This is a genomic window from Micromonospora endophytica, assembly GCF_003236305.1.
Taxonomy (GTDB): Bacteria; Actinomycetota; Actinomycetes; order Mycobacteriales; family Micromonosporaceae; genus Micromonospora; species Micromonospora endophytica.
Genome location: NZ_POTX01000034.1, coordinates 1 through 26197, shown reverse-complemented (window position 1 = coordinate 26197; position 26197 = coordinate 1). Strand labels below are relative to the sequence as shown.

27 protein-coding genes and 2 pseudogenes are annotated in these 26197 nt (G+C 68.9%); 19 read left to right on the top strand and 10 right to left on the bottom strand.

What is annotated here, in order from left to right:
- Positions 1-4: 4 nt before the first annotated feature.
- The 5 genes from C1I93_RS07935 (at position 5) to C1I93_RS07915 (ending at position 4844) form a co-directional block, all read left to right on the top strand.
- Entirely contained in the window at positions 5-268 is a 264-nt protein-coding gene (locus tag C1I93_RS07935; protein ID WP_111242576.1) for a hypothetical protein, read from the top strand.
- Positions 269-375: 107 nt separating this feature from the next.
- Positions 376-2220 carry an AfsR/SARP family transcriptional regulator gene (locus C1I93_RS07930; RefSeq protein WP_223256524.1) on the top strand — a complete coding sequence of 615 codons (1845 nt, stop codon included), beginning with the start codon at positions 376-378 and terminating at the stop codon, positions 2218-2220.
- A gap of 148 nt (positions 2221-2368) precedes the next feature.
- Positions 2369-3331, top strand: coding sequence for an LLM class flavin-dependent oxidoreductase (locus C1I93_RS07925; RefSeq protein WP_111242575.1), 963 nt, complete (start codon positions 2369-2371; stop codon positions 3329-3331).
- An 89-nt stretch (positions 3332-3420) separates the two neighbouring features.
- On the top strand, positions 3421-4626 hold the full coding sequence (locus tag C1I93_RS07920) for a cytochrome P450 (protein ID WP_111242574.1): 1206 nt from the start codon (positions 3421-3423) through the stop codon (positions 4624-4626).
- Positions 4623-4844 carry a ferredoxin gene (locus C1I93_RS07915; RefSeq protein WP_111242573.1) on the top strand — a complete coding sequence of 74 codons (222 nt, stop codon included), beginning with the start codon at positions 4623-4625 and terminating at the stop codon, positions 4842-4844. Before C1I93_RS07920 ends, C1I93_RS07915 begins: the two co-directional genes overlap by 4 nt.
- A 67-nt stretch (positions 4845-4911) precedes the next feature.
- On the opposite strand, the gene C1I93_RS07910 is transcribed toward C1I93_RS07915, so the two are convergent.
- From C1I93_RS07910 to C1I93_RS07890, 5 genes are all read right to left on the bottom strand, one after another.
- Positions 4912-5460 carry a DUF5872 domain-containing protein gene (locus tag C1I93_RS07910; protein ID WP_111242572.1) on the bottom strand — a complete coding sequence of 183 codons (549 nt, stop codon included), beginning with the start codon at positions 5458-5460 and terminating at the stop codon, positions 4912-4914.
- Positions 5461-5524: 64 nt separating this feature from the next.
- On the bottom strand, positions 5525-6796 hold the full coding sequence (locus tag C1I93_RS07905; protein ID WP_111242571.1) for a glycoside hydrolase family protein: 1272 nt from the start codon (positions 6794-6796) through the stop codon (positions 5525-5527).
- Between the two features lie 75 nt (positions 6797-6871).
- Positions 6872-8803, bottom strand: coding sequence for a potassium transporter Kup (locus tag C1I93_RS07900; RefSeq protein WP_111242570.1), 1932 nt, complete (start codon positions 8801-8803; stop codon positions 6872-6874).
- A 137-nt stretch (positions 8804-8940) separates the two neighbouring features.
- Positions 8941-9408, bottom strand: coding sequence for a MarR family winged helix-turn-helix transcriptional regulator (locus C1I93_RS07895; protein WP_111242569.1), 468 nt, complete (start codon positions 9406-9408; stop codon positions 8941-8943).
- Positions 9409-9486: 78 nt separating this feature from the next.
- Entirely contained in the window at positions 9487-9921 is a 435-nt protein-coding gene (locus C1I93_RS07890) for a MarR family winged helix-turn-helix transcriptional regulator (protein ID WP_111242568.1), read from the bottom strand.
- Positions 9922-10008: 87 nt separating this feature from the next.
- Between C1I93_RS07890 and C1I93_RS07885 the strand changes: the two genes are divergently transcribed.
- Both C1I93_RS07885 and C1I93_RS07880 read left to right on the top strand, forming a co-directional pair.
- A complete protein-coding gene (locus tag C1I93_RS07885) occupies positions 10009-10878 on the top strand; it encodes a Rossmann-fold NAD(P)-binding domain-containing protein (protein WP_212808662.1) in 870 nt (289 codons plus the stop codon).
- A gap of 69 nt (positions 10879-10947) precedes the next feature.
- A complete protein-coding gene (locus C1I93_RS07880; RefSeq protein WP_111242566.1) occupies positions 10948-11268 on the top strand; it encodes a DMT family transporter in 321 nt (106 codons plus the stop codon).
- A gap of 262 nt (positions 11269-11530) precedes the next feature.
- On the opposite strand, the gene C1I93_RS07875 is transcribed toward C1I93_RS07880, so the two are convergent.
- Positions 11531-12508 carry a CPBP family intramembrane glutamic endopeptidase gene (locus tag C1I93_RS07875; RefSeq protein WP_111242565.1) on the bottom strand — a complete coding sequence of 326 codons (978 nt, stop codon included), beginning with the start codon at positions 12506-12508 and terminating at the stop codon, positions 11531-11533.
- Positions 12509-12529: 21 nt separating this feature from the next.
- On the bottom strand, positions 12530-13180 hold the full coding sequence (locus C1I93_RS07870; protein ID WP_111242564.1) for a hypothetical protein: 651 nt from the start codon (positions 13178-13180) through the stop codon (positions 12530-12532).
- 107 nt (positions 13181-13287) lie between these two features.
- Between C1I93_RS07870 and C1I93_RS07865 the strand changes: the two genes are divergently transcribed.
- A complete protein-coding gene (locus tag C1I93_RS07865; RefSeq protein ID WP_111242563.1) occupies positions 13288-13896 on the top strand; it encodes a TetR/AcrR family transcriptional regulator in 609 nt (202 codons plus the stop codon).
- A gap of 179 nt (positions 13897-14075) precedes the next feature.
- Positions 14076-15203, top strand: coding sequence for a hypothetical protein (locus tag C1I93_RS07855; protein ID WP_146603457.1), 1128 nt, complete (start codon positions 14076-14078; stop codon positions 15201-15203).
- Between the two features lie 26 nt (positions 15204-15229).
- On the opposite strand, the pseudogene C1I93_RS07850 reads toward C1I93_RS07855, so the two are convergent.
- A pseudogene (locus C1I93_RS07850) lies at positions 15230-15571 on the bottom strand (nucleotidyl transferase AbiEii/AbiGii toxin family protein); the annotation flags it as partial.
- Positions 15516-15914, bottom strand: a pseudogene (locus tag C1I93_RS32890) (hypothetical protein); the annotation flags it as partial. The pseudogenes C1I93_RS07850 and C1I93_RS32890, both read right to left, overlap by 56 nt.
- Positions 15915-16889: 975 nt before the next feature.
- Here C1I93_RS32890 and C1I93_RS07840 point away from each other — a divergent pair.
- From C1I93_RS07840 to C1I93_RS07825, 4 genes are read left to right on the top strand one after another with little or no spacing between them, the layout of a single operon-like run.
- On the top strand, positions 16890-17408 hold the full coding sequence (locus C1I93_RS07840) for a tyrosine-type recombinase/integrase (protein WP_212808661.1): 519 nt from the start codon (positions 16890-16892) through the stop codon (positions 17406-17408).
- Positions 17405-19009 carry a hypothetical protein gene (locus C1I93_RS07835; protein WP_111242559.1) on the top strand — a complete coding sequence of 535 codons (1605 nt, stop codon included), beginning with the start codon at positions 17405-17407 and terminating at the stop codon, positions 19007-19009. The genes C1I93_RS07840 and C1I93_RS07835 overlap by 4 nt, the downstream gene beginning before the upstream one ends.
- A complete protein-coding gene (locus tag C1I93_RS07830; RefSeq protein WP_249412380.1) occupies positions 19006-19974 on the top strand; it encodes a tyrosine-type recombinase/integrase in 969 nt (322 codons plus the stop codon). The genes C1I93_RS07835 and C1I93_RS07830 overlap by 4 nt, the downstream gene beginning before the upstream one ends.
- On the top strand, positions 19964-20590 hold the full coding sequence (locus C1I93_RS07825) for a hypothetical protein (protein WP_220039561.1): 627 nt from the start codon (positions 19964-19966) through the stop codon (positions 20588-20590). The genes C1I93_RS07830 and C1I93_RS07825 overlap by 11 nt, the downstream gene beginning before the upstream one ends.
- A 2-nt stretch (positions 20591-20592) precedes the next feature.
- Here the strand turns inward: C1I93_RS07825 and C1I93_RS07820 are convergent, their stop codons facing one another.
- Positions 20593-21177, bottom strand: a complete 585-nt coding sequence (locus tag C1I93_RS07820) for a hypothetical protein (RefSeq protein WP_146603456.1) — start codon at positions 21175-21177, stop codon at positions 20593-20595.
- A gap of 202 nt (positions 21178-21379) precedes the next feature.
- On the opposite strand from C1I93_RS07820, the gene C1I93_RS07815 reads away from it, so the two are divergent.
- The 6 genes from C1I93_RS07815 to C1I93_RS07790 all read left to right on the top strand — a co-directional run.
- A complete protein-coding gene (locus tag C1I93_RS07815; protein ID WP_212808658.1) occupies positions 21380-21892 on the top strand; it encodes a hypothetical protein in 513 nt (170 codons plus the stop codon).
- Positions 21893-21953: 61 nt separating this feature from the next.
- Positions 21954-22454, top strand: a complete 501-nt coding sequence (locus C1I93_RS31400) for a P-loop NTPase family protein (RefSeq protein ID WP_223256529.1) — start codon at positions 21954-21956, stop codon at positions 22452-22454.
- Between the two features lie 107 nt (positions 22455-22561).
- Positions 22562-23131 (top strand): nucleotidyltransferase family protein, encoded by a 570-nt coding sequence (locus C1I93_RS07805; protein ID WP_111242555.1) that lies wholly within the window; start codon positions 22562-22564, stop codon positions 23129-23131.
- Between the two features lie 586 nt (positions 23132-23717).
- Complete coding sequence (locus C1I93_RS07800; protein WP_220039560.1) at positions 23718-25193, top strand: hypothetical protein; 1476 nt, start codon at positions 23718-23720, stop codon at positions 25191-25193.
- Positions 25178-25597: a hypothetical protein gene (locus tag C1I93_RS07795; RefSeq protein ID WP_111242554.1), complete on the top strand. Its 420-nt coding sequence runs from the start codon at positions 25178-25180 to the stop codon at positions 25595-25597. Before C1I93_RS07800 ends, C1I93_RS07795 begins: the two co-directional genes overlap by 16 nt.
- Positions 25594-26197 (top strand): hypothetical protein (locus C1I93_RS07790; protein WP_220039559.1); only part of this gene is annotated, 604 nt, incomplete at its 3' end. The genes C1I93_RS07795 and C1I93_RS07790, both read left to right, overlap by 4 nt.

Below are 26197 nucleotides of genomic sequence, written 5' to 3'. Positions count from 1 at the left end.
ACGAGTGTTCGGCTACTGGATCATCTTTCTGATCCTCGCCGTGATCGCCGTCGTGTCGATCGTGGTGGCCTCGTTGCCGCTGCGGTCGGCACGGCTGCGGTTGCCGGTGCTCACCGTCCACGTGATCACCTCGGTGGTGCTGATCACCACAATCGACGGCCCACGACCACTGTGGCTGATGGTGTTCGGTCCGGGCCTGCTGGTGGCCCTGGCCCGGCTGATTCTGATGGCCTATCACGGTGTGCCGACTGCGATCAAAAGAGGTTGATCTCCCTTGTCTGACGTGGCGAAGGTGGGTAGAAACAACAGCTGAGGAAATGTGGTCGGGAGGAACTCCCGCCGCTTGTAACTGGCGTTTCGGCACGGGGGTGAAACGTGACGCCACATGGCTTCCGGCTGCTCGGGCCGGTGGAGGTTCGCGCCGGGGATGACATCCTGGCGCTCGGCGGCACTCGAAGCGAGTGCATCCTGGCCGCCCTGTTGCTCGACGCCGGCCGGGTGGTGTCGATCGGTCGGCTGGTCGGTGCCGCCTGGGGGGACGACCCTCCGGGCAGCGCGCGGATCCAGGTACAGAACCGGGTGGGCAGCCTGCGCCGGTTGCTCCGGGGCGCGCAACCGGACGGCACCCTGATCGCCACCAAGGGCTCGGGATACCTGCTCCTGCTCGGTGACTGGGAGTTCGACCTGAATCGCTTCGACCAGGAGATCGCCCGGGCCGACGCGCTCGAAGGCGCGGGCAGCCTGGTCGAGGCGAGCCGGGCGTTGAGCAGCGCCCTGAGCCTCTGGCGCGGATCGGCACTGGACGGGCTCAGCACGCCGTTGTTGCAGGCCGCCGCCGTGCACTTGGAGGAGCGCCGGCTGAACACCCTGGAGCGGCGCGTCCAGCTCGACCTCGACCTGGGGCGGCACCGGGAACTGGTGCCGGAGTTGACGAACCTGACCGGCGCGCATCCGTACCAGGAAGGGTTGCACGCCCTGCTCATGCTGGCGCTGCATCGGTCCGGCCGGCAGACCGAGGCACTGCACGCCTACCACCGGGTCCGTCAGCTGCTCGACGAGCAGATCGGCGTGGCCCCCGGCGAGCGATTACGCACCCTGCACGAGTCGTTGGTCCGGGGCGACGACGGGCCGTCACTGGTGCCGCCAGCGGGTGCCCTCCCGCCGGTGACCGTGCGGGCCGCCGCGGTGCCGCGTGAGCTGCCGGCGGACGTCGCCGGGTTCACCGGCCGGCGGTCCGCGATCGAGGAACTGGACACGTTGCTGTCCGACGACGCCCAGCCGGCGACCCCGGTGGTGATCTCCGGTACGGCCGGGGTGGGCAAGACCGCGCTCGCGGTGCACTGGGCACACCGGGCGGCCGGCCGCTTCCCGGACGGACAGCTCTACCTCAACCTACGCGGCTACGCACCGACGCCACCGGTACGCCCGGCCGAGGCGCTGGGTGTGCTGTTGCGTTCGCTCGGCGTACGGCCGGAACGGGTGCCGACGGACGGCGAGGAGGCGGCCAGCGCGTACCGGTCGCTGCTGGCCGGCCGGCGGATGCTCGTGGTGCTCGACAACGCCCGCTCGGCCGAACAGGTGCGACCGCTGCTGCCGGGCAGTCCCGGCTGCCTGGTGCTGATCACCAGTAGGGATCGGCTCGCCGGTCTGGCCGCCCGCGACGGCGCCCACCGCATCGCCCTGGACATCCTCACCCCGGACGAGGCCGAGACGCTGCTGACCCGGCTGCTCGGCCAGCGCCGGGTGCGGGACGAACCGCAGGCGGCGGCCGAGTTGGCGGAGCTCTGCGCCCACCTGCCACTCGCCCTGCGGATCGCGGTGGCGAACCTGACGCAGCGGCCGTACCGCCGGATCGCCGACCTGCTCACCGGGTTGCGGGCCGGGAACCGGCTCGCGGCGCTCACCGCCGACGACGACGAGGAGACCGCCGTCCAGGTCGCCCTGGACCGGTCGTACGCCACCGTGTCGCCCGCCGCCCAGCGGTTGTTCCGGCTGCTGAGCCTGCTGCCCGACGGTGACTTCTCGGCCGCCGCCGCGGCCGTGCTCGCCGACATCTGTCTCACCGAGGCGTACCCGCTGCTCGACCGGCTCGCCGGCGCGCACCTGATCGAGGAGTGCGGCAAGGACCGGTTCACCTTTCACGGCCTGCTCCGCCAGTACGCCTGGGACCGGGCGCTGGCACAGCACGCCGCCCCGGAAGGTGCCCTCACGCTCAACTAGCTTTGGTGCGATGGCCGGTGCGCCGGGGGAACCCGTAGGGTTCGGGCGGGCAGTCGAGGAGCTCGGCGGTCTGGCCGCCTACCTCAACCGCTGACCACGGTCCGAGCCCGCGGTCACCATCGACGACCCCGCACAGGAGGATCGGGTCATGGCGCGTGTCGGAGTGATGCTGCCACGGGACCTGCCCGCGGACGAGGTGCTGACGTTCGCCCGGCGGGCACAGCAGTTCGGTTTCGACGAGCTGTGGGTGGTGGAGGATCTGGGATTCCGGGGCGGTGTGGCCCAGGCGGGTGCCGTGCTGGCGGCCACGTCGCAGATCGTGGTGGGGATCGGGATCGTGCCGGCCGGGGCGCGGAACGCCGCGTTCGCCGCCATGGAGATCGCGACGCTCGCGCAGCTGTTCCCCGGCCGGCTGATCGTGGGCATCGGGCACGGCATGCCGGACTGGATGCGGCAGGTCGGCGAGTGGCCGGCCAGCCCACTCACCCGGCTGCGCGAGTACGCCATCGCCGTACGCACCCTGCTGCGCGGCGAGCCGGGCCCGGCGGCGGGCCGGTACGTCAACGTCGAAGGCGTGGTGCTCAGCGAGAAACCGCAGACGGTGCCGCCGGTCGTGCTCGGGGTGCGCGGCCCGAAGTCGATAGCCGTGGCCGGAGAGGTCTCCGACGGACTGCTGCTGGCCGAACCGGCCGCGCCGCCCTACGTCGCGGACTCGATCACCCGCTTCGGGACGGCGGCATCACCGCAGGTCATCACCTACGACGCGGCGGTCGTCGGCGAGGACGGACGGGCAGCACGCGATCTGGTCCGCCCCGGCCTGGCGTGGATCGGTGAACCGGACTGGGCACCGCATCTGGCCCTGCTGCCCTTCGCGTCCGACCTGGCGGAACATCGCCGGGGGTCGGCCAGCCCGGAGGAGTTCGCGGCGACGATGCCTGACGAATGGGTACGACAGCTGTCGCTTGCCGGAACTCCCGACGAGGTGGCGGCACAGATCGCGGCCCGGCACGCCGCCGGGGCCACGAGCGTCGTCCTGCTCCCGGCCGAGACCGATCGCCTGAACAGCCTGACCCGCCTGGCCTGGGCCCTGAGGCAACCGGACGCAAGCTGACCACTGGCATCGATCAATGCCCTCCACTACGATCGGCGATCGGAACGTCACTTTAGGTCGTCGCGGGTTCTTCGCTGGGGGAATGGTCAATGACAGACGTCGCCAGGACCGCCGCCCGGTCGTACCCGTTCAGCGCCCCCGACCGGCTCCAACTCGACCCGCACTACGCGCAGCTGCGGCGCGAGGAGCCCCTCACCCGGGTGCAGCTGCCCTTCGGCGAGCAGGCGTGGCTCGCCACCCGCTACGCCGACGTGCGGACCGTCCTCGGTGACGCGAGGTTCAGCCGGGCGGCGAGCGTCGGCCGGGACGAGCCGCGGCTCACCCCACGGCAGATCGGGGACGGCATCCTGTCGATGGACCCGCCGGAGCACACCCGGCTGCGGCGGCTGGTCGCCAAGGCGTTCACCGCCCGCCGGGTCGAGCAGCTCCGGCCCCGGGCCCGGCAGATCGCCGACGAGCTGATCGACGCCATGGTGGCGGCCGGTCCGCCGGTCGACCTGGTCGAGCACTTCGCCACCCCGTTGCCGATCCAGGTGATCTGCGAGCTGCTCGGGGTGCCGTTCGCCGACCGGCACCTGTTCCACGTCTGGTCGGAGGCGATCGTCTCGACCACCTCGCTGACCCCCGAGCGGATCCAGGAGTACCTCGACAACCTGCACGGCTACATCGGCGAGCTGGTCGAGCAGCGGCGCCGCGAGCCCACCGACGACCTGCTCTGCGCGATGGTCCAGGCCCGCGACGAGCAGCAGGACCGGTTCACCGAGCAGGAGATCGTGCAGCTTGCCGCCGGGCTGCTCGCCGCCGGCCACGAGACCACCGTCACCCAGCTGCCCAATTTCGCGTACGTCCTGCTCACCCACCCCGACGAGTTGGCGCGGCTACGGGCCGAGCCGGAGCTGTTGCCGACCGCGATCGAGGAGCTGATGCGGTTCGTCCCGCTCGGGGTGGCCTCCTCGTTCGCCAGGTACGCCACCGAGGACATCGAGGTCGGTGGGGTGCTGGTGCGGGCGGGAGAGCCGGTGATCGGCTCGCTCTCCTCGGCGAACCGGGACGAGACAGTCTTCACCGACCCGGATCGACTCGATCTCGGCCGGGAGACCAACCCGCACATCGGGTTCGGGCACGGCGTGCATCACTGCCTGGGTGCCCAGCTTGCCCGGATGGAGCTGCAGGTCGGCATCGGCACGCTCGTCGCGCGGCTGCCCGGGCTGCGGATCGCCGTGCCCGAGTCGGAGCTGACCTGGAAGAGTGGGATCATCGTCCGGGGTCTGGCCCGGATGCCGGTGGCCTGGTGAGCGCCGACTGGCGGATCGAGGTCGACGCTGGGCGCTGCATCGGCTCGGGCGGCTGCGTCGGCATGGCACCAGCCCATTTCCTGCTGGAGTCGGGGCGGGCGGTGCCGACCGCGCCGGCGGTCGAGCCGACCGAGACGGTCATCGACGCCGCCGAGTCCTGCCCGGTCGAGGCGATCGCCGTACGCGACGCCGACGGCACCCTGATCGCGCCGGCCTGACGCCGGCAGCACGGTAACTCGACACCTGTTGACACCAGCGGGTCAGGCGTTCTCCGCCGCACCCGGGTCAGCGGCGGTCGAGCGCCGACTGCAACCGTTGGATGAGCGTCTTGCGGCCCTTCCCGGCACGTTCGGCGCGCAGCGCCGCCCTCAGCTGACCGGTGTCGAGGTCTCTGACGTGCCGGGTCGCCTCGGCGACCGGCAGCTCCGTCAGCGGCACCGCTGCGGCGTTGCGGCGGGCCCGCCGGGCCGGCCCGGTGTTGGCGACATACTGCTTGCCGGACCTCGACTCCTTGCGTTTCTTGGCGTCGGTCGCCCGCTGCTGCTCGGCGGAGAGCTGGTTCCATGCCTGCTCGGGGAGGTACCTGTCGGTTTCGCCGTCGTGCCGCGCCCGGGTGGTTCCCTGCCGGTTTCGCCATTTCTGGTCGCCCCAGCGCTGAAGCGACTTCTGGCGTTCGTCCTTCGGGCCCTGGTAGCCGCCGCCGCGCTTCTCGTACTCCTTCGTGAGCAGCTGGGACTTGCGCGCCGACCACTGTCCCGGTCGGCCGCCCCGGTCGGACGCCTTGATCTCTTCCTTGAGCTGTTCCCGCAGCTCGGGATCTGTGTACCGCGCCATGTCCGGCGGGTACCCCGAGCGGCGCGCGCTACGCACCGACCGGGGCACCCGGGACGCTTCTGGTCTACGACCGGCCCGCCGCCCGGTAGGCCGCGCCGGCCTCGGTGGCGGTGCCGTTGTCGCGGTACAGACCGTGCGGCGCGTGCTCGCCGGTGGCCGGCAGGGCGAACCAGGCGTACCGCTCGACGTACGGCGTGGCCTGCAACGCGGCGGTCGCCTTGTTGATGAACGTGACGAGCTGCTGCGGCGACGGGTGGCGGGGCGTGCCCTGGCTGAAGTCGATCAGGCCGAACTCGGTGATCCAGATCGGCAGCCGGTAGCGTTCGTGGACCGCGCGCACGTACTGCATCAGGTGGTTCGCGGCGTCGTCGCCGAAGTCCGAGCCGTACCAGTGCAGGGCGATGAAGTCGACCCGCAGCCCGCGGTCACGGGCACCGGCGAGGAACCGGTCCAGCCAACCGCCCGGGGTGTCCGCGCCGAAGGCGACCGCTGGGCTGCCCAGCCGCATGCCGGTGTTCTGGAGCCGGGGCCACAGGTCCAGCGCGTGCTCGACCGACATGTTCGCCTGCTGCGGCAGGTCCGGCTCGTTGAAGCCGAGCAGCGTACGGCCGGACCGTTGCGCGGTGGCCAATTCGGTGTCGTTGACGAACGCGGCACCCCAGATCATCGGTACGAACTCAGCGGATGCCGGCACGTCGCTGTTCGAGGTGGACCAGTCGTGGTACCAGGCCGCACCCACGTCGCGGATCCCGTCGCGGCCGGGCGGGAACGCCCACGTGGCGACGCCCTTCTTCGCCGCCGTTCCGGCCGCCACCGTTCCGGCCGCCACCGTTCCGCCACCCTCCGGACGGCCGCGCTGCGCCCACGTCTGCGTGGTGGCGTCGGCGCAGCTGCGGATCTGCAACGGCGTGCCGGTCTGCGCCCCACCGGAGGTGTCCAGGCACTTGCCGGAGCCAGTGTTGATCAGTCGCCCGTTCTCCGGTCGCCAGCTCTGCGCGTCGGTGCCGTTGCACTCCCACAGCTGCACCCGGGTGCCGTCGCGGTGCGAGCCGCCGGCCACGTCCAGGCACTTGCCGAACGCGCGCAGCGTGCCCTGGTGTCCGACCCCGGCCCAGTTCTGCGCGTTGGTGCCGTTGCAGTCCCACAGCCAGACGGTCGTGCCGTTCGCGGTTCCGGACCACTGGACGTCTACGCACTTGCCCGCCACGCCGACGATCGGCGCGCTCGGGTCGGCCATCGCCGCCGGCTGGGGGGCCAGGCCGGCCATGGCCGCCCAGCAGGTCAGGGGCGCGAGAACACGTACGAGCCACAGGCGGCCCGCATCACGTGAGGTCATTGACGATGCTCCTCGATGTGCGTGGCTGGTTGCGGGTACCACGGCCCGCGACCGCCCCCGGTTCACCGCTGTTCGTCAGACCTCGATCTGGGAGCCGATCGTGACGGTGCGGTCCCGGGGCAGGGCATAGTGCGCGGCGGCGTCGCCGGCGAGGTGGGAGGTGGCGACGAACAGGCGCTTGCGCCAACGCGCCATCGTCGGGGCGCGCCCGGCGACCACGTCGACCGGGGACAGGAAGTAGGAGGCGTCCGTCACCTCCACGTGGCCTTCCGTCTGGGTGGCCCGGAGCAACTCCAGCGCCTCGGGCACGTTCGGGGCCTGGAGATATCCGAACCTGGCGGTGACGTGGACGATCCCGTCCTCGGTGTAGCCCAGGTCGTCGACCTGGATCCGGTGCGCAGGGGACACCTGCGGAACTGGCACGGTCTGCACCAGCATGATCACGACATGGCGGTGCAGCACGCGGTTGTGCCGCACGTTGGCGCGCATCGCCAACGGCGTCGTCTCCTTGCTGCGGTTGAGGAACACCGCCGTGCCGGGCACGCGGGTGTGCGGGAAGCGGCCAGCGTGCAGGTCGTCGACGAAGGTACGCAGGGGCCCTTCCCGGCGTTCGCGTTCCTGGGTCACCACCTCCCGACCCCGCTGCCAGGTGCTCATCACGGTGAAGGCCGCCAGCCCGATGAGCAGCGGCAGCCACGCCCCGTGCGTGAGCTTCGTGAGATTCGCCGACAGGAACAGCAGGTCGACGGTGAGCAGGATGACGGCACCGGGAACCACAAGCCAGAGCGGAACGTGCCAGCGCACCCGGGCGAGGTGGAAGAAGAGCAGAGTGGTGATGGTGATGGTGGTGACGACCGACATCCCGAAGGCGTACGCCAGGGCTGTCGAGCTGCCGAAGGTGAGCACCAGGGTGAGGACGGCGAGCATGAGCAGCCAGTTGATCGACGGTACGTAGATCTGACCGATTGTCGACGCCGAGGTGTGCGCGATGCGTAACCGTGGCAGGTAACCGAGCCGAGCGGCCTGCGCGGTCACCGAGTAGGCGCCGGTGATCACCGCCTGGGAGGCGATGACCGTGGCCGCCGTGGCCAGCACGACCATCGGTAGACGCGCCCAACCGGGTGCGAGCAGGAAGAACGGACTGCTCACCGCCGACGGGGCGGCGAGAATCAACGCGCCCTGACCGAAGTAGCTGAGCGTGCAGGCGGGCAGCACCAGCAACAGCCAGCCACGCGTGATGACCCGACGGCCGAAGTGCCCCATGTCCGCGTACAGTGCCTCGGCGCCGGTGACCGAGAGCACGACGGCGGCCAGGGCGAAGAAGGCGATGTGGAAATGCCCGGCGAGAAAGTTGACGGCGTGGGTGGGTGACAGTGCGCCGAGGATCGCCGGCTGCCGGACGACGCCGGCCACCCCGCACAGGCCGATGGCCGCGAACCACGCGACCATCACCGGCCCGAACAGGCGTCCGACGGTGGCGGTGCCGCGGCGTTGCAGCGCGAACAGCAACAGAATGATCAGTACGGTGATCGGAACGACGAGGGTCTCCGTCGACGGCTGGATGACCTTGAGTCCTTCCACCGCGGCGAGTACGGAGATCGCCGGGGTGATCATGCTGTCGCCGAAGAACAGCGCGGCGCCGAAGACACCCGCCGTCGCCAACGCCGCACCCGTCCGACCGGCAGTTCCCGTGCTGCGGCGACGCAACAGGGTGATCAGCGCCATGATGCCGCCCTCACCCTCGTTGCTCATCCGCATCGCGAGAGTGACGTAGGTGAGGGTCACGATCATCATGACCGACCAGAAGATCAGCGAGACGACACCGAACCCGTTGTCCCGGCTGACCGGGACCGGATGCGGGTCGGCCGGGTTGAAGGCGGTCTGCATGGTGTAGATCGGACTGGTGCCGATGTCGCCGAACACGACCCCGAGCGCGACGACGACGAGCGCGGCCCGGACGACGTAGGCTCCACCCGAGGATCGCCCGGCCGGCACGACGTCAGGCACCCGAGCCTCCTCCTGACACCGCGCATCGTCGGCAACGGCACGAGGCTAATCGCCGCTCCGACCGTACGGCGCTGGTCTGCCGCCGTTCACCCACGCGAGTACCGTGCTGAGTCGGCGATGATCTGTCGCTCGGACGATCAGTCGGGCTGCTTCTCCATGTGCGCGAGGACCTGACTCGAGATCCGGGCGAGCGTGTCGAGGTCTTCCTGGGAGAGGGCGTCGATGAACAGTCGGCGGACATGTCCGACATGTGTGGGTGCGGCGTTTTCGATCGCCGTGACGCCGGCCGGGGTGGCCACGATGAACGCTCCACGCCCGTCGTCGGGACATTCCTCCTTGGCCACCAGTCCGCGCTTCGTCATTCGCCCGACCTGGTGGGACATGCGGCTCTTCTCCCACTCCAACAGCTTGGCCAGGTCCATGAGGCGCATCCGCCGGCCGCTGACCTCGGTGAGTTTGGCCAACACGAGGTAGTCGGCGGCGGACAGCCCGGAGTCGGCCTGGACTCGGCGGGAGAGTCGTCCGATGAGCTTCTCCTGCATGCGGATGAAGCTGTCCCAGGCGGCCTTCTGCTCCGGGGCGAGCCAGCGAGGCGTTGCGTCCATGCAGAGAGCGTAACCAAGTTGTGGACAAGTCATCTTCCCTCGGACGCGGCCGAATCCGACCATTCCCTGCGGAGCGGGCTAGCCGCGCGGGACCCGGTCCGGATCGGGGGCGAGGGTCTTGGCCAGCAGCTCCGACAGCCGACGCTGCTCCTGTTCGGTCAGCCGGCCGAGCCGGGCGGTGGGAAAGTCGAAGGCCCGGTGGACCTCGCGACGGGCGCCGCGACCCGCCTGCGTAATCGACACTCGCTTGACGCGTCGGTCGGCCGGATCGGGTACGCGGTCGACGAGTCCGCCGCCCTCCAACCGGGAGACGAGCTGGGTGACGTTCGAGGCGTCGCAGAGCAGCTCGGCGGCGAGTTCGCCCATGGTGCGGCTGCCGCTCTCCAGATGGTCGAGCAGGCAGGCCTGTGCGGAGCTCAGCCCCGCCGCCCGCGCCGCCCGGTCGTACGCGGCGTCGTAGGCGTACACGAAGTCCCACACCTGCTGGTTGAGGTGGTCCGTCGGGTGGCTCATGTGACGAGACTACTTGACCCACTCAAGTATCGGTGCTTAGCTGGCGGCAATAGCTTTAGTGACTCAAGTATGGGAGGGTGGTTCACGGTGCAGGGTGCGAACTTGGCCGGCACGACTCGCGTGCTGGTGACCGGGGTCCGGGGCAAGACGGGTGTGCCGCTGGCGGAGCTGCTCACGGCGCGGCCGCGCGTGGAGGTGCGCGGCGGAAGCAGCGATCCGTCCACCATCCACCTCGCCGACGTCCGTCCGACAGCCTTCTCCTGGGACGAACCGTCCAGGTGGGCGGCGGCGGCCGAGGGCGTCGACGCGGTGTACGTGGTCCGCCCGGACCGGGCGGACGCGCCGGAGCTGATCGGCGCGCTGCTGGCCGAGATCCCAGCCCAGGCCCGGGTCGTTCTGCTCTCCGAGCGGGATCCGGACCACACCGGGCCGGATGGATGGGCGCCGCGTGCGGAGCGCGCGGTACAGGACAGCGGCCGGACCTGGACGATCCTGCGACCGAGCTGGTTCATGCAGGTCTTCACCGATCCGCGCTTCTACCGCGACTCGATCGTCGACACTGGGGAGTTCCCCTTCCCCAGCGGGGGTGCGGCGGTGGCCTGGATCGACGCCCGGGACATCGCAGCGGTGGCCGAGCGGGCCCTGCTCGATGAGGGGCACGCCGGTCAGGTGTACGAACTCTCCGGCCCGGAGTCACTGTCGCTGCCGCGCACCGCGGACCTGCTCTCCGCCGCCGCCGGACGGCCCGTGTCGCACCGGGAGGTGACCATCGCCGAGGCGGTCGTCGGCACGACGGGGTTCGAAAGAGATCTCAACGTGTTGACCTTCGAGCGGGTCCGGGCGGGCCGCTTCGCGGAGGTGACCGACACCGTCGAGCGCGTCACCGGGCAGCCGGCGCGGACCCTGCGGGTCTTCCTCGCCAGCACCGGACCGGCGGTGCCGTCCGCCAACCGGTGACGGTGGCGCAGCCGCCATGATTCGTTCACCCATTGCGCGAGTGTGTGCGCGTACGAAAGAGGAACTGGCATGGGATACCTGCTGCTGACCTTCGCGATCATCGCGGAGATCCTGGGAACGAGCTTGATGAAGGCGACCGCGGGCTTCACCCGCCTGTGGCCGACGCTCGGTCTCGTCGCGGCCTACCTGACCTCGTTCTATCTCTTCGCCCGGGCGGTGCAGCACATCCCGGTCAGTGTGGCGTACGCCCTCTGGGCCGGTCTCGGCACCGCAGCGATCGCGGCGATCGGAGCGGCCTTCCTCGGTGAGCCGCTCACCCTCGCGAAGGTCGTGGGAATCGGGCTCGTCGTCAGTGGCGTGGTGGTGCTCAACCTCGGCGGGGCACATTGAGGAGACTCGGTGGGGCATGGACAACGTGTGCCCCTCCCTGCGCCGCGCCGAGAGCAGGGCCGCCGCTGCGCGAGGCGGTTCGTAGAAGGGGTCCACCGCTACGTTCACGTTCGCGTGGTCAGGGTTGGGTCGCAGGGAACGTCCGATCGCCCTGCGTCACCTTGTGGCATCAGGCCCGGCATCAGGCCGGCTCCGGCCTGCCAATCACTCGGTCGCGGTCAGCGGCCACGCCGGCCCCACCTCCGGGGCCGCCGCTGCCCCGTCACGACCGCGCGTGACCTGGCGTTTGACTGCGGCCTGAGGTAACTACTGGTCCTGTCTTCCGGGTACGCCACCAGATGGTTGCGGTGATGACGACGACCGCAAAGGTGGGGACGAGCTGGTACGGCGTGCCGACTCCGGCTGAGCGGTCCTGCAGGGCACTGCCGAGGTCCACCCGCAAGATTGTGGCCAGGACGAACGTGAACGTGTTGAGGACGGCGTGGAGCATGACTGCGATCTCCAGCCCGCCGGTGCGCCAGGTGATGATGGCCAGTCCGGTCCAGAGCACGAAGTACCAGACGATGATGTACGGATCCGTTGCGCCGTGTGCGGCCGTGAACAGCACGCTCGAGACCAGTACCCCGGCGACCAGTCCCGCCCGCGGGCTGCGGGTCCAGCTTCCGATCACGCGGAAGATCAACCCACGCACGCCGTATTCCTCGCCCGCCGACTGGAGCGGGGTGAGCAGCATCGTGGCGAGGAAGATGGCGATGAGGTCGGTCTGCGACCAGGGGAACTGCTCGACGGGCGGGAGAGCTCCGAGGGCGGTGACCACCAGCCAGGCGGGACCGAAGATGAGCAGCGACCTGCCGAGCAGGTCGAAGCGGAACCGCGACGTCACGGAGTGCAGGGACGCACCGGGTACGCCGTAGAGCCACCGCTGGATGAACATGCTCCACGGAATGAGCAGGCCGAGGGAGAGCATGGTACCGGCGTGGTAGAGCGGCGTGTAGTCGGTGCCGCCCAGGATCGGCGGGGTGTTGCCCTGCTGTACGTCGATGGCCGCAGCCGCCCTGCCGAGGACCGTCGGGAAGATGACGAACCCGGCCAGCAGGAGGATGATCGCGAGAATGCCGCGACCGATCCGGCGTTTGTCGCTGGCGAGTACCCGGTGGTATTCGACCCCGGCGGGAACTGACGCCCCGTTGCGGGGCTCGCCCGGAGTGAGTAGTGAGTTCGGCTTGGGTGCCGCGGTCATGGTGTCCTCCTGTGGATGTGGTTACTTCCCGGCGTGGTCGAGCACGCTGTAACGCAGGCGGAGTGCCCGCTCGGTGCTCCCCAGCACGGCCCCGATGGCGAGGGCGAAGTTGAGCCAGATCGGTAGGCGGATGGGCGATTCGAACGTTCCGAAGTTCTCGGCGATCGGGGGAATCTGCGATATCGGCCCGGCGAGTTGCAGCAGGTTCAGACCTACGCCGATGACGAGCATCAGCACCGAGAGGAGGCTGATCGAGCGGCTCAGCGTCGGGTGCTCGCGTTCGACGCGGGCACGGCGCCCTTCGGCGGACCTCGGATCGGGAATGAGCCGGTGCTCCGCGCCGGCGGCGGTGACGTAGTGGCAGCGTTTGAGCCCGAACGCACTGATCGCCACTTCGATGGTGCCGCCCTCGACGGGGAAGGCCGCCGGGAGCTTGGACTCGGCGTGGTGTCTGCCGTCGAGATACAGGTGCGCTTTCGCCTTGCCGCCGTCCGGGTCGGTCCGGCGTGGGATGTCGACGGCATACACCGTCTGCCGGCCGTCCCCGTTGGGCAGCGCGAGGTAGAAGAGTGCGCGGAAGGGCAGCTGCCACCAGCGGAGGCGTTTCAATGCCCGCCCGTCTCCGCTGGTGATGCGCTTGGCTGCCCGCCGTCGCCGCCAGTCCTCGATCATGTTCCCTCGCTCGCCGCTGGTCGACGCTGGTCGCCGCTTCCACTAACACGCTGTACTAGTGGGAACGCTAGCACGGCGTGCTAGTACGATGTACTAGGAGGTGGCGGATGACACGGGACGACGGGAGCACCGGCTCACGGGAACGGATCCTCGCGGCCGCGGCGGCGATGCTCGCCGAGGACTTGACTGCGCGGTTGAGCGTGCGTGCGGTCGCGGCACGGGCCGGGGTGAGCACGGGCTCGCTCAGGTTTCACTTTCCGACCCAGCGGGCGCTGCAGGACGCGGTGCTCGCCAGGATCTACGACCACGTCTTCCCCGATGACCCGATCCACGACCGGTCGCTACCCGCCCGAGACCGACTGGTCAACTGCCTCCGGCAGGTGCTCGCCCCCGCCGGAGTCGGGAAGCAGGCACGGGAGGCGTGGGGCAACGCGTACCAGATGTTCATCGCCCCCGAACCGACCGAGCAGGTACGCGCGGCCTATCTCGCCGTGGAGCGGGCAGCGTGGCGCCGTATCGAGTACTGGCTGACGGTTCTCGCTGACGAAGGCGCGCTCCCCAGGGAAGACCACGCACGCCGGGTGAGGTTCCTGCTCACCGTCCTCCAAGGGCTCTCCATCGATCGAGCCCTGCCCGCAGAGGACTCGATCCTGAAGTCCGAAACCGAAACCCTCTACACGGCGGTCGACTGCGTCCTCAACGCCCCGACCACATGAGCGGCATCCCATGCCGATCCTTCACATCCCGACAGCGCCCGGCCTCGTACTCGGTTGAGCGCTGATGCGCCGCGGCCTCGCACATCGTGTGCGGGGTGCCGGCCGGCGACGGCGGCAGGCTCGGTGTTGCCGCGCCCGCGGGGCCGGGCAGCCCGACCCATCGTCGATAGCATGCCGCCGTGATTCGTGAGATGCGCTTCGTCGTGTCGGTGCCGGATGAGGTTTCGGCCTATGCCGTCGCCGAGAAGCTGGCCGAGCGCGGCCACCTGCTGGTCGCGGTACGGGAGGTGCCGACCGACCCGCTGGAGGATCGCTTCGCCGGCTGGTGGCGAGCCCACTCGCTGGCTGTGGACCTGCCCTACGAGGGTCCGCTGGAGGTCTCACCGGCCGAGAAGAAGGCCGTTGCGGCCATTGCCCGGAGGTACGGCGGGCAGGTCAACTCGGCGTGCGGCCAGTTTCCGGACAAGGCGATCGAGCGCTTCTCCCGGGAGGGCCTCGCGCACGAGCTCGACCGGGCCGAGGCCGACCGGATCCGCGCGGAGGTCGTCGGTGGGCAGCCGGCCGCCGCGCCGTCTCTGCCCGCGCCTGCTGGACTCAAGTGCGGTGGTTTCCGTCGTCCTGCCGCCGATCTTCGTGCGGCCGCCCAGGTGGTGCCCTTCGAGGGCCGCACCTTCGACGGTGTGGGTGATCTGATCGAGGCGATCGCGAACGACGCGTTCCCGCAGGGCTCGGTGGTGCCCGCCACCCCGGGCGCGGTGCCGCTGCTGGCTGCGCTGGCGGGTGCCGACGGGGTGAGCGACTTCTACCGGGCGATGACGCTCATGGTGCTGTTCCAGATGAGCACCGCGGGTCGGCGGCGGCTGGCCTACCAAGCGGACGCCCCGGAAGACGGCGGCGCCGAGACGCCTGCGGAGACAGCGACCCGGGCCGCGGTCGCGGCGGTGCTGCCCGGTCTCGCCGTGGGCCGCAGTGAACTGGCCGAGTTCCTCCTCGCCGGGCTGTCCGCGGCGACGCGGGAGGCGGGGGCCGGAATGCCGGCCGGCCTGGAGCGGATCGCCGGGCGGTACGCGGGCACCGCCCGCAGCCCGGTGGTGGACCTGATCCGGGCCGTGGCCGACGGGGCCGAAGAGCCCATCCGGACCGCCACCGCAGCGGTGGTGGCGGCCCTGCCCGAGGTGGTCGACGGCGTGCAGAGCACGAAGGCCACGGTCGAGGGGCGGGCACTCGACACGCTCGATACCGTGCTTCAGTGGGAGCTGGACAACGCTCGGCTGTCCAAGCTGGGCGCGGTCTTCGGCCCCCGCTGATGACCGCCGGCCCACCGCCGTTGGGGCGGCTGGACAACGCTGGCGACCGCGAGGCCGCCCGCGTTGGCGCGCCAGTCCACGCCGAGTTCGACCTTGGAAATCCGGGTGCCGTCGGTGACGGCCAGCCGGGCGAACGTGTCGTACTGCCGCTCGGTCTCGACGGTCAGGCCGTCGTTCCGGTAGGCGTGCACGACGGCGGCGACCGCGGCGGTGAACTCGTCGCGGCGGTCCCAGGCGGTGAACAGGTCGACGTCCTCACTGGCCCGCTCGACGAGCCCAGCGGCCTGAACCGCGTAACCGCCGGCCAACGCGCCAGAGGATGGGCCAGCGCCGCCGGAGGAGGTCGGCGTCGAGCCAGGTGTGCAGATCCTCGGTCGTGCTGGCTTCGGTGAGCACCATTTTGTACATGCTGGCCAGGCGTGCGGGCCGGTTCAGGTCGTAGTCGGGGTGCCCGGACCAGTCAAGGTGACGCGGAAGCCTCACCGTGCCGTCGGTCGGGCCGTGCAGCGCGGTGAGGGTTTCGGCGATCACGTAGGGCTTTCGGTCGCCGTAGGGTCAGTAGTCCGCCGGTGGCTGAGGTGATGTTCTGCGCCGGTTGAGGTTGGTCGCCCGCCGGACTTCCGGTCGGCGTGCCTGGCGGATCGTCTCCCGGCTGTACCCGGTGACCCGTTGCAGAGGGTCTGTGGATCTAACGGCGCCTCTCTGTGTCAAGGGGTTGGCAGCAGAGAGGTGTCGTTGGCGAGATAGGCCCTGCCCTGCCTGCCAAGATCACCCGGAGTCGCACGGAGACTTCGGGTGTGCTCCTGGGCTGGGAGAACGGGGTGCGGGTGACGTGGTGAACGTGGGCCACTCCCTGCCACCCCAGGCGAACCCGCAGGTCGCTAGACTGGGCCCTCGCGCCCTCGTAGCTCAGGGGATAGAGCATCGGTTTCCTAACACTGGTCGCTGCCCATTTATGTAGGCCGATGACCGGCAGTTTTCCGCATTTCCCCCACGTTCACCTGTCGCTTTGGGGCGCTGCTGTGCTCTCTTGCTGAAGATCATCAAGCGGCGTTTGCCCTGGTCAGACGTAGGTAGGTCAAGAGTAGAGGGCAGGGCCTTGCTGTCCATTCGACTTGGACTCGGAACCTTCTGATCCGTAGTCCGAACCGGGCATAATGTCTCTAAACCTTTCGCAGCCTCGTAAAACGTACTGATTGGGCCGCCCTCCGTCCACACGGAAGGTGTCTTGTTTCTGCTGGTCCAGGCGTTGCGCTCAGCGGGCCGCCACACTCAGCGGACGGCGGAACTGCTTCCGTGCTGGAACGGTCGCGCCCGTGCTGACAAGGTGCCGAACATCCGAGCACCATCGGAGCACCACACGATCAACTCACCGTCACGCTCGACGTTCTGCATCTCACTCACTGAGTGCCCGCTGGCCACAGCCTGCCGCCGCGCGAGCAGCCCGGCCGAACCCATATCGCCCGGCTGGTAGACGACTGCCACCAGGCTCGCCAGCGAACGGACTCCCCACCTGGTTCACGTAGTCCGGTAGTACACGTCGAGAAACGCCGCGTACCGATCGGCGTCGTACGAATCCTCCACCCAAGCGATCTCGTCGAGGATCTGTCGATCTTCGACTTTCCTGACCAGGGCACACCGCCTGGTGAGACGTCAGCCAGCCCACTCCACCTCGCTGACCTGCACTTGCGGGAGAACGCCGAGTGCGCGCAGGCCCGCGCCGCGCACGTGCACATCTGCCATCGAGAAGCGAACGTCAACAAGGCCAGGGTCAAGACGAAACACCCTTGGGATCTGGTCAACGGCCTCGTGCGCGGTGGCCTGATCCGGCGGGTCAGCCCCGCGATGATCCACACCTACTTCGCCTACATGACCAGCGAATATCCCCGCACAGCGGCGACGGGCCACGGGATGCTGCTGGTGCAACTCGGCGGCGACCACTACGGGCAGCCGCTGTCCGCGGCGGGTGCCCGCAGTATGTTCCGGCGCGCGGGTCTGCGCGCCGGACTCGGGCGGGTTCATCCGCACCAGACCAGGCACAACTTCGCCACCGCGGTCCTGGATGCCTCCGGTGGCAACCTCGTGATCGCCCGCGATGCCGGCGGCTGGGCGTCCAGCGCCACCGTCGACGAGATCTACGGCCACACCGATATTCACGATCCCCAGTTCCAGGCGGTTCTGCGCAAGGTCTGGAGCCAGACGTGACGGCGACCGTTCCCCATCTCGCGCTGGTTCGAGTCAACGGCCGAGAGCCCCGGGACCGGCTGGAGGTCCTGACCGCCCTGATCGAGAGCCCGGGGTTCGACCCGCTGTTTCGCGGCGACGTCATCCACATCCCGAAAGACCATCCGGCCCTGCACTGGAACTGCTTGATCGACGGCTGTGACGGCTACATCAAGTCTCGGGAGCTCTGCGGCAACCATCTGAAGCAGTGGTACGAGCGGCAAGTGTCCGGGATGGATCGGTTGGAGTTCCTGCGCACCGCCTCGCCGGGCGAGCCCAGCAGACGGCTTGCCCCACCACCGGACTGTCGTGTCGAGGAATGCGGCCGACCAGCCCAGCGAAGCATGGCGGCCGAGCTGTGCGGTTTCCACCTGCATCAGTGGCTGGAAGTCAGCGGATCCACACAGGTTCCGGACACCACCGTGTTCGACGAGTGGGTGGCGCGGCAGGAACCTTGCGCCTCCTACGGCGACTGCGCTGCGGTTTCGTGCTCGGAACTGGCTCGCTCGCCGCTACTACTTTGTGAGGACCACGAGAAGCTCTACCGGCGAGCCGGCCGGCCAGGCGGGGCACGGTTGCCGTCTAACTGGGGGCGCTGGCTTGACCGACGCGGCGACGTCGTCCCGGTCGCCTACGACGACGAGACGGCATTCCGCCGCTGGTGTCGTCAGGTCCAGCCAGCTCCACGGCCCGGCCAGATCAGCCTCTACGGCATGAAGCCCCTGATCAAGGCCGAGCTGAAATGGGGCCTGCACGCCTACACGCAGCGCACCGACCACACCCGCTGGTGGATGCACGCGATCCTGCGGGTGGTGGAGACTTGCCGCGATCTTGGATCCCTGGACGAGTTCGATCGGGACAGCCGGGGAGAGCAGGAGCGGGTGATCGTGACCGAGATGCTCCGCGATTTGGAGATCGTCTACGTCACACCGACGGAGAGCAAGGAGGCCGGCTACATCGACTTCGAGCACTTCGGGCGCCGGATCCCCAAGCTCAACAACCGGTTCGACCTCACCCAGGTCCCGCAACGATGGCTGCGGGACCTGCTCTGGGAACATCTTGCCGATCTCTTGCGCTCTGCGGACTGTCCTCGGGGTCGCGGCACTTACTTCGCCATCCGCGTCGCGGTGCAAGAGTTGGGATACTTCCTCGAAGCCCGAGCACCGGGAGGCGGACACGATCCGTCCCTGCTGTCGGTCGAGCATGTCGACCAGTTCGTCGCCGATCAACGTCGCCGAGCGCGAGACCACCTACCCTCCCTGCGGCCGAGCAACAACACCAAGACACCGACCATCAGCGAGATCACCTCCAAGAGCACCTTCGATGCTTTGCGGCGCATGATGCGGGCCGAGCTGGAAACGGGCCGCACCGACCAGATCGGCATGGACCGCAAAGTCGTCTGGGCGTTCCCGCTGGCCGGCAAGCGACCCTTCCGCCCGCGTAGCCCCTACGCCGACGACACCGCCAGAGCCCTGGTGGACCAGGCCAACCTGGAACAGTTGGAGCAGGCCGATGTCATGGATCGGGGATACGAGATATTTGGGAGACGATCGTCGCGACCGGCCGGCGGGCCGGAGAAGTGATCGGCCTCCGGCTGGACTGCATCGGAATTCACAACGGCGCCCCGCTGCTCTGGCACGACCAGACGAAGGTCGGCAACTACAACGAGGCCATCCGCATCCCCGACTACACCTTCCAACGGCTGCGGGAACGGCAGCGCAAGACCATCACCCGATTCGAAGACCGGTACGGGCGAACACCCGCCCTGCAGGAACGCGGCACGATGGCGCTGTTTCCCCGCGGCTACCGCAACCCGCACGGCACCTACGCCATCAGCAACGCCTGGTTCAACATCCGATTCCGCCAGTGGATCGCCCGCATGAACCTCGATCCGGCCGTGCCCCATCAAGCCCGTCACACCCTCGCGACCCGCCTCCTGGCAGCCGGTGCGAGTCTCCAACACATCAAGCGCTACCTCGGCCATCTCTCGGAACGGATGACCGAGCACTACGCCAAGGTCGCAGTCAGCGAGATCGACGACGTGCTGCAGACCATTTGGGTCGCTGGGCCAGGAACCCAGCAACCCGGCGCGCTGGTCTCCAGCGGGGTGACCCCGCTGCCTGCCGAGCAGGCCCGCGCGCTGATGATCGATCTCGGGCGCCGCAGCGCACCCACGGACGGCGGCATCTGCACCTATCAGGTCGTCGTTGACGGCGGCGCCTGCCCTTGGAAGCTGAACTGCGAGGGCTGCGACAAGTTCGTGATGACCGACGCTGACCTGCTCTACTGGCGCCGCAAGCGCGAGCAGTGGTCCTCACTCGCCGAACGCGCGCCCACCGACGAGATGGCCGACTGGCTGCACCAGCAGTTCGAGCCCACCGCCAAAACGATCGACGGCTTGGAACGGGCCCTGGCCGGTCTCAACCTCTTGGAAGACGCGCTCGCGCTCGACCTACGCCGCCCGCAGGACTACTTTCACCGGCTCTGGGGCGTCGGATTCCGAACCTCCGACCTCGTCACGGTCGGCAGCTCGAAGGATGACCTATGAGCACGACCGGCGCCGGAACCGCCCGGACGCAGGCGGCCAACCGCGCCCGTCAGCAGAGCACCCGCGACAAGCTGCAACGGATCGACACGACACTGCGCACCATGCGCCGCGAGCGGGCCCCATCACCTATCCCGCGGTCGCGGCCCGAGCCGGCGTGTCTCGCACCTTCCTCTACCAGAACGCCGACGCCAAGAGACTCGTGGTCACCGCCATCGAGGCAGCCGGCGACCGGAGGAGGCGAGACCGGGAAACGCACGATGCGAACGTCGAGGCGTCCTGGCAACAGCGCGCCCTCAACGCCGAGGACGCCGTCAAGGCGGCCTACGCCGAGATCGACACTCAGCGCGAGCGGATCGGTCTCCTGCTCGGCCAGCTCCGCGACCTCCAGGCCGAATACACCGAGGGCACCGCCCAGCGCCTGGCTGAGGAGAACACCGAGCTCAAACAGCGTCTTCGCCGACTCACCGAGGACAACCGGGTCCTCGATCAGAAGCTGCAGGCCGCCCGCTCCAACAACCGGTTTCTCGACAAGCGGCTCGCTGACCTCGAAGCCGAACTCCTCGACACCCAGGTGCCCAAGCCGCTGGCAGGGATTTCAAAGCGGCCGGCGCGGTGACATCAACCGCCGAAGCACGGCATCGCGTGGATCCCAGTGCCGTATTCATGCCGCAGATTCGCTGCTGCAATGAACTGCGCAGCGCCTGGCAGGACCGGGTGCGAGCCGATCTTGTCGATGGCTAACTTCCGGATCGCCCGATTCAGCTTTCCCGAAGCACTGGTCACGGCCGTCCAGTCCCACGCGGCGGGATCACCCAAGCGATGCAAGGTCGATGCCCACGCTGCGGCACGCTTCTCGGTGTTGTGGTTGGTATGGCTCCACCGCAACTCCTGGTCTCCGAACGGTCCCCCATAGTGAAGCTGGATCAGACCCCAACCCTCACAGGAGTACCGGAACCTCGCGTCAGATATGCCGGGGACGAAGTCAATGCGCTTCGCCGTCGGACCTGGCCCGGACCCGACGACGAACAACATCAGGTGTCGCCCGCTAGACCCAGCCGGAACCTCGTCGACGGTGTGGAACTCGCGTACTTCCCTATCTGGTTCCGAATCCGCTTCGAAAACGCGGAAAAGGTGTGAATCGAACACAGCGTGAAGGACCGTCGGCCAGTCGTTCTCGGTTGCGTAGAAGTCCAAGTTCGGCACCGCCGCACTATCCCAGCTGATCATCTGACCGCCGCCGCAGCACCCGCCCTTCAGCCATCGCTGGGACGGTCAGCCTGAACCCGCACGAAGCGCGACGGGCGCGTCGGCGCACTGGGACAGCATCGCCGGGCATCGAAGTGGCCCGGTGACTCTGCCGACAAAATGGGACGCCGTCTCGCACGTCGTGATCCACGATAGCGGCGTGGAACGCAACGAGGCCCTCGCCAGGATGCAAGAAGAAGCCGCCCTGTGGAGTCTTGGTCAGACTCGAGCGAGCGAGTTGGTCGACACCGCATGCGACTTGCTGGTCGCTGGCCTTGACGGGCCGAACCTTGCCATGCTCGCCGGAATCCACGGCCGGCATGCCGACGAGGAGGTGCCGGAACTGCTGGAAGCCGCGCTGGCGGACCTTGGGCTCAACTACTACCCACGAGGCAGCCAGACTGGTCAGGAAGCCGTACTCCGAGTCCTGGCTTCGCGGGTCCTCGCCGGGCTCATGTCGCCCATGGACCTCGCCACCTGGGCGCACTCCACTATCGGTCACGACGGATTGGCCCTCGCCAACCGTCTCGTCGAGCTCGATGACGTCTACGACACGCTTGAGTACACGGACATGACTGAGCAAGACCTTGAAGGTGAAATCCTCGCGGAAGCCCGCCGCATCGTCGGAACACCTGGACAAGACGCAGGCGGCGCGCAGGCCGTGGCCCCTTGACCAGGAGTCGCTTCTACTCGCCGCTGCTCCGCCGAACATCGGCGCTCACTACGTCACGAACATGTGCGTCACGCGTTTTCCCAGCTTATGGCCACCGAACACATCGTCGCTGATCGGTAAGGTCGAGCAGGACCATCTACGCCGTGTGCTGCTGCGGGAACGGGACAGGCCCGGTGGGCTCGCGCCTGCTCTCATCGAGCAGACGGTCCGGATGGCCCTCGATCACGGCTATCACGTGATCCTCGAAGGGCTCATGCACACCGCCCGGTACCGGCAGTTGCTCACGTTCCTGCATCACGCCCATCGCGGTCGGACGCTGTTCGTCTATCTCGACGTGTCCCTGCCCGAAACCCTGCGCCGGCATCAGATGCGCCCGCAGGCCACGGAGTTCACCGCGGACAACATGCGCGACTGGTACGCCCCGCACGACGTCCTCGGTCACAATGGCGAAGTCGTCCTGCCCGAGACCACCTCGATGGAGAAAGCCATCCTCCACATCGCCACCACCGCTAAGCTGCCCCTGATCGGCCGCGACGACGACCCTCCACCCGCCACACCCTGACCCTCTCCGCACCCTCGCCACCGGCTCCCGGATCATCCACCCGAGCACACGACGATCCGCAGGCGACGATGTGATGCCGTCGCTGGCGGTGCTCCTAGACTGGGACCGTGCGGGAGGACGAGCTGAGGGAACTCGTCCAGGGCAGCCGATGGCTGATCCGGGCGCTGGGCGTCGTACGGGACTCCGGGTTGTCGGACGCCTGGCTCGGTGCCGGCGTTATCCGCGACCTGGTGTGGGGTGAACGGTACGGAGCCGGCTTCGACCCGTCATCGGTGCGCGATGTCGACGTCGTCTTCCTTGACCCGGCGGACCTGACCCGCGACAACGACGACTGGGCCACCGCGCGGCTGGTAGCGGTCTGGCCGGAGCCGCCGTGGGAGGCGAAGAACCAGGCGGCCGTGCACACCTGGTATCCCGCGAAGTTCGGTGGCGGCCCGGTGGCCCCGTTGCGGAGCATCGCCGACGCGGTCGCGACCTGGCCTGAGTACGCCACCGCTGTGGCCGTCCGCCTGGACGCGCATGACCAGGTCGTCGTCTGCGCACCGCACGGCCTCGACGACCTGCTCGACGGCGTATGGCGGCGCAACCCGGCCAGGGTCAGCCCGGAGATTTCTCGGCGGCGACTCGCTCGTCACCGCCCCACCGAACGCTGGCCCGGCGTCCGCGTCATGACCTGAGCATTCGAGCTCTGTGACGGGGTACGGCCCTACTCTGCTTTGCGTGATGGAGCTACGTCTGGATTCCGCGTTCGTGGTCTTCGACGCCCAGGACTCCGGGTGTGTCTCCTACGGTGTCGAGGTGTCCGGACGTCGCTGGTTCGTCAAGACCGCCACCACCGCGTCCGGCCGCCGTTCCCTGCAGCGGGCCTTCCAGGGCGAGTTGACTGGCCTGGGCAGGCGGGCAACCTCGTCATGGACCTGGGCGAGCACGCCGGCCATGATCCGGGACCGGGGCGCGCCAGGTACACCGCGCCCCGAGTGCCTGATCGAACGGGGCAGCAACTTCGACCCAGGTCGACCCAAGCTCCAACACCACAAGAAACCGCACTTCACGGGCTATGACCGAGTTCCCGAACGGTACAGGCACCGGCACGGGGACCACCATCCACGCCCCGGGGCGTGGATGGACTGTGGTATCTATATGCCCGTCGGGCGGCAGGCCCTCTGTTTCGGTGAGGAAGAACACCACATGGAACCCAGGAACGCCGGCACGTCCGGCGATCTGACGTCGCGCCTCATCGAGAATCCTACATGGACGGATTCGATGGTCGAGGAGTCGGGCATCGAGGTGCGTGACGTTCCGTTCGTCACCGTCGGCGGCGGGATCGGCTCGTTCGTCACCGTGGACTATCTACGGATCGCCGGAGTGCCGACGAACCAGATCGCCGTGCTGTCGAACATCGACCACCCGTGGCAAACCTATCAGTACCTGACCCGGGTGTCGCAGATTCCGGAGCCGGAACGGATCCGGTCGGATTCCTCGTCGCGGCCGGACAACATCTGGGGCTTCCCGTCGTACGCATTGTCGGAGGGATGGCAGGACCGGAGCGTCCGGCCGCTGCTGAGGGTGCTCGGTGAGCCGATCTTCTCCGACTACTGGACGCCCCGGGCCGGGGCGGTGTTCGCCAGCCTGGAACGGGAGTCGGCGCGCATCGCGTACCCGGAAATGCTCGTCAAGGGTGTGGTACGGATGGTCCGCCGCCGGGTCGGGGGCGGCTACTACACGATCCTCACCCCGCCGGCCGGAACCACGGCGACCAAACGGATCGCCTACCGGTCACGCTTCGTGCACATCGCCGTCGGCTACCCCGGGCTGAGGTTCCTGCCTGACCTACAGGCGTTCCGGGAGACCCACGGCGACTTCCACCACGTCGTCAACGCCTACGAGCCGCACGAGCACGTGTATGAATACCTGAAGACCACCCCCGGCACCGTCATGGTCCGCGGCGGCGGGATCGTCGCGTCGCGGGTCCTGCAACGGCTGATGGACGACCGCGAGAAGTTCGGTCTGCGGACCGAGATCGAGCACGTCTTCCGGACGTTCGTGACCGGCGCCCACGGCCCGCACCCGTGGTCACGGCGCAAGGGCGGTAACGGGTTCGCCTATCAGGGATTCAACTACCCCAAGTCGGTGTGGGGCGGGCAGCTCAAGGCGAAGATGCGCCGGCTGGAGGGCGAGGAGCGGGCCGCCGAGTACCGCCGGATGGGCGGCACCAACACCCCGAAACGACGCCGGTGGCAGAAGCAGTTGCAGGCCGGGCGCGACGCGGGCTGGTACCGCGCGTACCGGGGCCTGGTCGAGGAGGTGCAGCCAGGGAACCGGCTGACAAGCGTCGTGCAACGCGACGACGGCGTGCAGAAGATTCCCTCCGACTTCATCATCGACTGCACTGGCCTGGAAGCCGACATCGCCGACCACCGACTGCTGAACGACCTGCTCACCAACGGCGGCGCCGGGCGCAACCCCCTGGGCCGCCTGGAAGTAGAGCGGACATTCGAGATCAAGGGCACGGCCAGCGGCGACGGCGCCCTGTACGCCTCTGGGACGGCGACGCTCGGCGGCTACTTCCCCGGCGTCGACACCTTCCTCGGGCTGCAGGTGGCGGCCCAGGAGATCGCCGATGACCTGGCCCGGCGTGGCTGGGCCCCTCGGCTCGGGCCGCTGCGCTCGACCGCCCAGTGGATTCGCTGGATCCTCAACCGGCCGGTGGAAGGAAGTGCACAGTGGTCCCGATCCTGATCGGCCGCATCCAGACCAGGTTCTTCCTGATCGCGCTTGTCGGCTCGCTGGTGACCCTCGCACTGGTCCCGTTGCTGACGCTGAGCTACCGGGACGCGTTCGTCGTGCTGACGGCGGTCGCGGTACTCGGCATCGGCTGGGAACTGCTGTACCACCTGCTGATGCAGTTCCGTTGGGAGAAGGACTGGCCGACGCTGTTCGGGCTGCTCACCGGCGTACCGGAAGGACTGCTCCTCTGGTTCTTGCTGACGGCCGGTGCGGTGCCGCTGATCGGGGCGGCACCGCCGGGATGGGCCTTCGCCACTCACTTCGGGGTGGTCTGGATGACCGTCTGGTTCGCCGCGAACGGGCCGATGCGGGTGCCGTTCCTGCGCTGGCGGTTCCGGGGCGGGAGGCTCCTGTGAGCGTGCGGGTGCAACCGCTGCCGGGCGTCGGGCTGGTCATGCGTACCGGCGCGCTGCTGGCGGTCTGCGCGGACGGGGGTACGGCGACCGACGTCCTGCTGGCGCTCGTGCGGGAGGTCGCCGCCGACGCCGGTGGTGCGGACGGCTCGGTGTTGATCGCCCGGCTGGCTGGGCGGCTCGGCGGTGGTGGTCCGGCTTGTGCGGTCGCCGCGCTGGGAGAGAACCCTGCCATTCTCGTACGCGGGGACGCGGTCGCCGTGGCGCACGGCAAGCAGGGCAAGGTCGAGCTCCAGGGGCCGATGCTGCGCTACCGAACGATCGATGGCCCGCTGTCGACATTGCGGCTCAGCCTGCCCGGCAGTGGAATACCGGATCCCCGAACCGCCCTCGACGCCGGGGTCGTCAGCGGTGCCGGCATCGAGGCACAGCTGGACTGGCCAGTGCCGGCAGCCCGTCAGGAGGCCCTGCCACATCGGCCCGCTCCGGAGCCACCTGTCGGTACTCTGCCCGGCCGGGCCGTGCTGCCGGCCCGCCAGCCCGACCGCGCGTTACCGTTCGAGGCTGTCCTGCTGCTGCCCGCTTATGCCCCCGACCCAGGGC